Below are 7,257 nucleotides of genomic sequence, written 5' to 3'. Positions count from 1 at the left end.
CGGAACCCGACCGGCCAACACCCTCATCCTCACGGATCAGGGAGCCACGAGAAAGGTAACGGGGCACGGGGCGCTGACTCGCCCGCTGTACGATCCCTGTATCGCACCGCCCCCGCCACGGGGCTGATCTAGGGGGATCACATGAGCTTCGACTACGGCTTCCAACAAGAACGGCACCCGGCAGCACCCGGCTTCACCGAGGCCCAGCTCGAAGGGGTCGACCTCGTCACCGTGCACCCAGCCGCGTGGCCTGCCTCCATCGGGGCCGCCATGCTATTCCTCGGCGTGATCGGGGCCCAGTACGACTTCTACACGGCCCTGCGCTGGGCGGTGACAGCCATGGCGATCTGGATGGCCGTGATCGCCAGCGGCCAGAAAGGCACCCTCTGGGGGGTCGTCTTCGCCGCCGTCGCCGTGCTCTTCAACCCGCTCATCCCGTTCTACTCCACGCGCGGATTCTGGCTCCCCGTGGACATGGCGGTGCTCGTGCTGTTCATCGTCGCCGGGGTGAAGCTGAAGGCGTCCAAGCCGGCCCCCAGGCCCTGACCTCAGCCGTCGACTGCGTCGTCCCAGCAGAGCTCGAACTCGGGTGCGGCCTCTCCGAACCCGTCCACCAGGCGGGTGCCCTTCGTGCTCTCCCAGCCTGGTTCGTCGCCCGGACGGGTGGCCCCTCGGCCAGGAGGCCGGGCAGTGCATCCTCAATGGGATGCCCCGGTGGACGCGATTCTGGGTGTGGGTACTCATACCTGCCCTGTGCGCGGCGATGTGCCCGAAGAGCGGATCCGTCATGAAGCTCGTGTCGTGACGCCACTGCCCCGCCAGGGCGATCGTCCAGTGCTAGGTTCCCGGTGTGACGGGACAGCACCAGCGGGAGACCCCTTTGAACGCGGCCTCCAAGTCGCCACGGGGCGATCGGCGCCTGAAGCAATTGGTGCAGCACAGCCGGCTGACCCTCGTGCTTGCGATCCTGACCGTGGTGATCCCCGCGCTCGGGCAGGGGATCTACCTGTGGCAGGTTCAGGAGCAGATCGGCCTGATGCAGAGCTCCTTGGCCCTGTCAGCGGAGCAGGCCAACACGCCGCCGCCCCAGGCCGCCCCGGCGGCCCAGCCCCAGCAGCCTTCAGCCAATCTGAACTCGGACGGCAGCCTCACCTTCCAAGGACAGCGCTGGGTAGCGGCGACGCCATCACCTTCCCCAAGCAGGGGAGGCAGCGCAGACACAGGCATCACCATGAAGGCTGCCACTGGGGTCGGAGGGGACGAATATGGGCCTTCGCAATGGGGGCTCTGGCCGATTCTCCTCGTCACGGCTGCATGGTTGATTGCCGCGGCTCTACTGGCGCTCGAACTGGTCGGGCGCTTCCGTGAGCTCGGGCCGTGGCGGCAGCCCGTCGACGGGCCACCCGGTGAGGGCTGATGCCACGGTCGCGTCAGTGGCCGCGTGACCTTCGGCACCAAAGCCGCGCCGCGGTCCCGGCGCGCACGGGGCGCCGATAGGATCCGGGATGTGGTGCACCCTTTCGGGACGATCCGTCCCATCCAGACCGAACGCATCGAGGCGCAGGCAGACTCCTATGACGGGGCCAAGACCGCGCTTGAGGCACAGGTCCCGGACGGCTGGCCGCTGCTCACCATCCTCACCGAGCGCTGACGGCCCGCACCGCCGCCACCGCTACTGCCCAACGGCCCGCGCACCCGGACCCAGCACGAACACACCCAGGGGACCACTTGAAGATCACGCCTGCCCTCATCCTGCTCGCAGCCGCCTCCCTCGCCCTCACCAGTTGCGGGACTGCCGAGCGTCCGCCCAGCGACCCGGAAGCCATCAAGAGCACATGCCAGGTGGCGCAGGTCGTCATCATCGCCTCGGACAACTTCTCGTCGAAGGGGCCGGACTACATCGACAAGGCCAGACAGATCCTCGACGACCAGCGCGCCGAGGGACCCTGGGAGCTGGACGACATGCTGGCCAGAATGTCTCAGGGCCTGAAGGTGGAGGCCAACTACCGACGCGGCAAAGCCACACTGGAAGAGGCAGACGCCGCCCTCGAAGGGCTCAAGGGCGGGTCAGACACGTTCGACCGCTACTGCAAGAAGACCTGACCACGGGGCTACCTTGGCTCCGGGTAGCCATCCAGAGAGAACTCGTCGCCATAGACGGACCAACTGAAGGGTGGTGTGAGGCCGAGGTTTCCCGCCTTCAGCAGGCTGTAGTGGATGTCCTGCCGGCCCTGACGCTGATAGTCGCCCCACGACTTGAGGATCGCCACGCGCGCCTTGACGACGGCGGTGAGATAGTCGGCCTCATCACCGCCTTGGCTCGGGGGCCGCCGTGCCCTCTTCGCCGCTGCGAGGATGCCGCCGAAGGACTCATCGTCGTCGCCCGGGCCGTGGTTGACCGAGACGTCGTAGTAGATGGCGAGGCCCAGGGGTCCTACGCCGTCGCGGGCGGCTACAGCCAGCGCGGGATCCCAGTAGACGCGGTCCCGTTCCTCCTGCTGGGTTCTCTGGAAGGCAGGATCGGCGGCCGCCCGCTTCCAGTCAGGGACGAACGACGGATCCAACAGGCGGTGACTCAGCGCGACCCTCTCCTTCTCTTTGGCTGCCATGACCTGTTCGAGCGGCCGCAGGTACGGCTCGAGGGGATTGCCCGGGGCTGCCTTGGCGTAGGCCTGCAGGAGCTCGAGCATGTCGCCGGTGCCGCTGCACCAGCCGACAAGGCCGCCAGTGTATCCGCGCCCGTCGCCGATGTCCTCGATGTACCCATAGGAGGAGGTCCAGTCCTGGGTGGAGTTCTCGGCAGTGGAGGTCAGCCTCAGCGCCATCTCCTTGTGCACCGGATCGAAGATGTCACTCCGGGCCGCCTGCTCCTGCCGCCCCTGCAGCCGCCTTCGCAGTCGATCGAACATCCGCCCGCCTCCGATCCTGTGGGACCGAGACTAGCGACGAACCGGTCAGGCCGCGAGGGCGGAGCGGGGCACGTACGGGGTGACGAGCAGCTTCATGCCCGCCTCCCCGGCGTCCACCGCCCGGGTCGCGGTCTGAGCTACGCCTACCCCGGCTGCGGTCGGGGCAGGCTCGTGGCGGCGAGGGCGCTGACCCAGCGGGGTGTGTACCGGCCGGCGGCCCAGTCGCGGGCGGAGCGCTCGGCGGCGACCCAGGCTGCGTGCTCGAGCTCGCCCTGGATGCTGCTGTCGTCGTGCCCGTCCACCATGCCACCCCTCCCCCGCTGGAACGTCTGGCGCCCGCCGGTTCAAGGGACAGCGAGACGCCCCCTCAGCATGCCATGTGTCGCTACTGGACCAGTGGCTGGTCAGCTGTCCCTGCGCAACCCAGCGCCCAGCCGCTCCGAGAGGGCCAACCGGCGGAGCTCGCAGAGCGCCCCGGTGCGGTCGGCCTCCTGCTGCCTGTCCGCGCCGAGGCGTTACGGTGGACGTTCCGATCCGAGGGACGTTCTCACCCAGCATCGAAGCCACCTTGGATCGCCATGCTGTCCGTGGCTGTCCGGCAAGTAACCCGATCCATGGACTTCAAGTATCAGGTACTCGTGCCATGAGGCCCCTTGCGGAATATGGTCCCCACATGAGAACAGCACCGCGCATTTTGGCCACCGCCGTTGGGCTGTTGCTCGCGGCAACCGGGATCGCCGCACCGGCCCAGGCCGCGCCGGTGCCCGCGACACTAACGTGTCCCTCACCGTGCTACCCGAACATCCGTGATTACACCGGAGACGGGAATCCCGACCTCCTGGCACTGGATGCCCACGGAACCCTCTGGATCTACCCCGGCGACGGCGACCGCGGACTCAAGCCCCGGATCAAATCCGCGACCGGATGGAACTACACCATGCTGATCCCCGTGGGCCCCGGGTATACAGGATCGGACAACATCAACAACGGGGTGTTCGCCCGGGACAAAGCGGGCAACCTGTGGGCCATCCCAGGGAACGGCCACGGCGGCTGGCTCAAGCCGTCACGGATCAGCGGCGGCTGGAACGACATGACCAGCATCATCTCTACGGTGTGGGGCCTCATGGCCATCGACCGCTCCGGCACACTCTGGCGTTACCCGATCCGCCGTCTGGCGAAGAACCCCGCGGATGGATTCTTGCCCCGCCAGCGGGTCGCCCACGGATGGGCCGGGAGGATGCTGGTGTCCATGAAGATCGGGGGAGACTACCCCGACTTCTACGTCAGGTACACCGATGGCACCCTGTGGCCCTACTACGACTACCGCGGCAAGACCATCCGGCGGGCGTCGTACAACCTCGGCAACTGGTTCAACAAGTACACGCGGATCGTCTCCGACGGTGACTTCGAGAACGTGGACGGTTTACTGGACCTCGTCGCCACGGACAGCCACGGCAACCTATGGTTCTACCCGAGCATTGACGTTGGCACAATTGGCCACCGTGTGAAGGTCGGCCACAGCTTTACCGGGCTGACGATCTACTGAACGACCAGCACCCTCCCGCAGTCCCGGATGACGGCCCGTCGGCGGCCGCCATCCGGGCGCGGACCCGGGTCCTGGCCGGGAACGAGACCACTGAGCCCGGGAGCACCGGAAGCCATCCACCAGCCAGGTCGGTTACCAGACCCGGGCGGGTGACATCGAGGACCAGCACCATGAGTATCGGGGGCGGGGGTTAGTCCGTGGCCCTGGCCCTGGCCCTCGGCGGCAGGGTGCGCCCCTTTCCCTGCTCGACGCCTTGATGTTCTGCTCATGCCGCCCCTACGGCTGTACGCCGATCCTCCGGACCACAGGGCCGAGCATCCCTATCCGGGACGCGTTCCGCGTGTACAAATAGATCATCGTCCCTGCCTCCAGAAGCGGGCCCGGCCGCCATGGCCTCGGCAACCTTGCAGGTCGAGACGTCCGCGTCGTCCTCTCCCAGAGGAGGAAAGCAATGCCACACAATGACGACGGACTCGTCTCCCGCCGGGCCGCCATGGCGTTCTTCACGTCGGCCGCAGCCATCGGCTCCCTCGCCGCGTGCACACCAGCGCGAGGAGGCCGCGAGGCATCGACAGCCATCGACGTCAGGGCACCGTCGGCGCCGGCCACCGCACCTGTCGTCCGGGACTTCAGCCTGCCCCCTGTCCAGGGCGGCCTTGTCCCGGTCATCACCAGGGTCACCACCAAGGAACCGGTGGTCTTCCTCACCATCGACGACGGGATCACGAAGCGCCCCGAGGCTATTCAGCTGCTGCACCGCTACGGCTACCCGGCGACGATGTTCCTCACCAAGTCCTTCGTGCAGGAGGACCCCGCCTACTTCCGCCAGCTCGTCCGCGAGGGCGACTTCGTCGAGAACCACACGGTCAGCCATGACACGCGCATGTCGACCAAGCCCTACTCCTACCAGCTGGCCGAGATCCAGGGCATGCAGGACTACGCCCAGGCCACCTTCGGCCGCCGCCCCACACTCTTCCGTCCCCCGGGCGGGGCGCACTCGACCACCATGCGCAGGGCCTGCGCGGCCGCGGGGATCCGGGCCCTCATCGACTGGGAGGCCAAGGCCGACGCCGGCCACATGGACTACCAGCAGGGCAGGTCGCTCAGGCCCGGGGACATCGTGCTCATGCACTTCCGGCCCGAGTTCGCCGCCGACCTCGCTGCCTTCCGCACCGCCGTGCTCGCCGCGGGCCTGAGCGTGGCCAACCTCGAACGCTTCATCGGCGCCCAGTAGCGCCCAATACCCGGCATGCCGCGCACTAGCCAGGTTAGGCTGCCACGGCTTGTCACTAGCCATAGGGGCCCTGAGGTGTGCCCAGCGGCGGCCGGACCGCGTGAGACTGGACACCTTCTCCCCCGACTGGCACCGCGCGGGTGTAATGTTGCGTCGCTCATCAGCTCTCTGGAAGGAACAGCGCGCCAAGTGGCAGCCGATTACGACGAACTTCGCACTGATGTGAAGGAATCCCAGCATGAGTCGCTGGAGGCCGTGAAATCGGCCAACAAGCCCGATCCGCGGTCCGTGGTGCTCGAACTCGACGGGGACGACTCCGCCGAGGAAGGCCTGGCCGGTGGCGAGATCGTCAACGACGAGCTCACCGTCCTGGTCATCCCGCAGGGCGCCGACGAGTTCGTGTGCCAGTCCTGCTTCCTGGTCCGCCACCGCACCCAGAAGGTGGTCCTGGGCGGGGTCGAGTACTGCCGCGACTGCGAGGGCTGACCTCTCAGGATCGCATGGGATGCTCCGCCTCATGACGACTCCGCACGCCGCCCCACGCGCCGAACTCGAAGCCCAGTATCGAAAGGCCGCCGCGATCGTGGCCGAGCTGGACCCGCTCGTGGCCGCCTTCGTCGAGCGGGTCAAGGACGCGGCGATGTGGCCGCTGACCGAACGGGGTGACGAGCACACGCCCGTCCCTGACACTCTGCGGACGGCCGGTCACGAGCGGGGTGGCCGGAACCTGTGCGTCTACCACGACGGGACGTGGCTGGTGCACGACCACGTCGCCGGCTCCGCGGAGGCGCCCGAGATGGTCGTCAAGTCGGCCCCCGGCCAGTCGCCGCAGTTCATCGAGCCCATCCTGGGTGAGCCCGGCCCGGCAGACGTCCAGCGGGTGATGGAGAACCCCCTGTTCGGCCGGTACATGGACGCCGTCGACCACGCCCGCGAGTGGGTCCCTGCCGAGATGGCCGGGTATCTGGCCGGGCACGGCATCCCTGCCCCTCCCTCGCTGACTCGGGCCGAGTCCAGGCACGAGTCCGGTCCTGGAGGTCCGGCCCGGCCCCAGCCCTGAGGGCTGCGGCTGAAGGGGCGACATCCGAAGGTGTACCGCGTTACCGGAGTGCCGATCGGTCCTGCCGCTCGCTCTTGAGCTCTCCTTCCAACCGCGCGCCGACGACAGCGCCCGGGTGGCCAAGGAGGCGACGAACACCGACGGCAAGCCAGTGCGTGGGCGCTCTCCCTCCGCCAACCCGGCGGACGAAGCCGTACGACGCGAGTCTGGAAAGCGCGCCCGTCAGTCCCCAGAGGCAAACGACAATCACCAACGCGCCGATGAACGCCAGTGCGAGGAACAGCATCAGGGCAGCGCCCAGGGCGACCGTCCCCGTATACACGAGGTCCATCACCGCAAGCGTGTCGCCCATCCCATGCCCCTTGATCCAGAACCAAAGATACGTGGTGGGCTCCATCGGCGATTGCCCCAGAGCCGGCGGCTAACCGCCGACCACTGTCCATCCATGAGACGCTGCCGTGCATGTTGCTGGACGGCCTCGCCCGCGGCGGGCAGACTGTGGGAGGTC

General features: G+C 67.8%; 11 protein-coding genes. 8 read left to right on the top strand and 3 right to left on the bottom strand.

Going from position 1 to position 7,257, the window contains the following annotated elements:
- The first annotated feature begins 141 nt into the window (after positions 1-141).
- The 4 genes from ACYVKZ_RS04980 (at position 142) to ACYVKZ_RS04965 (ending at position 2,103) form a co-directional block, all read left to right on the top strand.
- Positions 142-546, top strand: coding sequence for a DUF6804 family protein (locus ACYVKZ_RS04980; RefSeq protein WP_460990957.1), 405 nt, complete (start codon positions 142-144; stop codon positions 544-546).
- Between the two features lie 304 nt (positions 547-850).
- Positions 851-1,417: a hypothetical protein gene (locus ACYVKZ_RS04975; RefSeq protein ID WP_460990956.1), complete on the top strand. Its 567-nt coding sequence runs from the start codon at positions 851-853 to the stop codon at positions 1,415-1,417.
- Positions 1,418-1,507: 90 nt separating this feature from the next.
- Positions 1,508-1,651: a hypothetical protein gene (locus ACYVKZ_RS04970; protein ID WP_460990955.1), complete on the top strand. Its 144-nt coding sequence runs from the start codon at positions 1,508-1,510 to the stop codon at positions 1,649-1,651.
- A 77-nt stretch (positions 1,652-1,728) separates the two neighbouring features.
- Positions 1,729-2,103 carry a hypothetical protein gene (locus ACYVKZ_RS04965; protein ID WP_460990954.1) on the top strand — a complete coding sequence of 125 codons (375 nt, stop codon included), beginning with the start codon at positions 1,729-1,731 and terminating at the stop codon, positions 2,101-2,103.
- A gap of 8 nt (positions 2,104-2,111) precedes the next feature.
- On the opposite strand, the gene ACYVKZ_RS04960 is transcribed toward ACYVKZ_RS04965, so the two are convergent.
- On the bottom strand, positions 2,112-2,909 hold the full coding sequence (locus ACYVKZ_RS04960; RefSeq protein ID WP_460990953.1) for a chitosanase: 798 nt from the start codon (positions 2,907-2,909) through the stop codon (positions 2,112-2,114).
- A 143-nt stretch (positions 2,910-3,052) separates the two neighbouring features.
- Positions 3,053-3,214, bottom strand: coding sequence for a hypothetical protein (locus ACYVKZ_RS04955; RefSeq protein WP_460990952.1), 162 nt, complete (start codon positions 3,212-3,214; stop codon positions 3,053-3,055).
- Positions 3,215-3,582: 368 nt separating this feature from the next.
- On the opposite strand from ACYVKZ_RS04955, the gene ACYVKZ_RS04950 reads away from it, so the two are divergent.
- The 4 genes from ACYVKZ_RS04950 (at position 3,583) to ACYVKZ_RS04935 (ending at position 6,749) form a co-directional block, all read left to right on the top strand.
- Positions 3,583-4,455, top strand: coding sequence for a hypothetical protein (locus tag ACYVKZ_RS04950; RefSeq protein WP_460990951.1), 873 nt, complete (start codon positions 3,583-3,585; stop codon positions 4,453-4,455).
- A gap of 451 nt (positions 4,456-4,906) precedes the next feature.
- The gene (locus ACYVKZ_RS04945) at positions 4,907-5,689 is read left to right on the top strand and encodes a polysaccharide deacetylase family protein (RefSeq protein ID WP_460990950.1); all 783 of its coding nucleotides are present in this window, start codon (positions 4,907-4,909) and stop codon (positions 5,687-5,689) included.
- A 189-nt stretch (positions 5,690-5,878) separates the two neighbouring features.
- A complete protein-coding gene (locus tag ACYVKZ_RS04940) occupies positions 5,879-6,175 on the top strand; it encodes a DUF4193 family protein (RefSeq protein WP_460990949.1) in 297 nt (98 codons plus the stop codon).
- 31 nt (positions 6,176-6,206) lie between these two features.
- Complete coding sequence (locus tag ACYVKZ_RS04935; RefSeq protein ID WP_460990948.1) at positions 6,207-6,749, top strand: hypothetical protein; 543 nt, start codon at positions 6,207-6,209, stop codon at positions 6,747-6,749.
- A 40-nt stretch (positions 6,750-6,789) separates the two neighbouring features.
- Here ACYVKZ_RS04935 and ACYVKZ_RS04930 read toward each other — a convergent pair whose 3' ends face one another.
- Positions 6,790-7,101: a hypothetical protein gene (locus ACYVKZ_RS04930; protein WP_460990947.1), complete on the bottom strand. Its 312-nt coding sequence runs from the start codon at positions 7,099-7,101 to the stop codon at positions 6,790-6,792.
- Positions 7,102-7,257 lie beyond the last annotated feature (156 nt).

It is taken from the genome of Sinomonas soli, assembly GCF_054782415.1.
The sequence above is the reverse complement of the archived record's forward strand: the minus strand, read 5'-3'. Positions and strand labels throughout refer to the sequence as shown.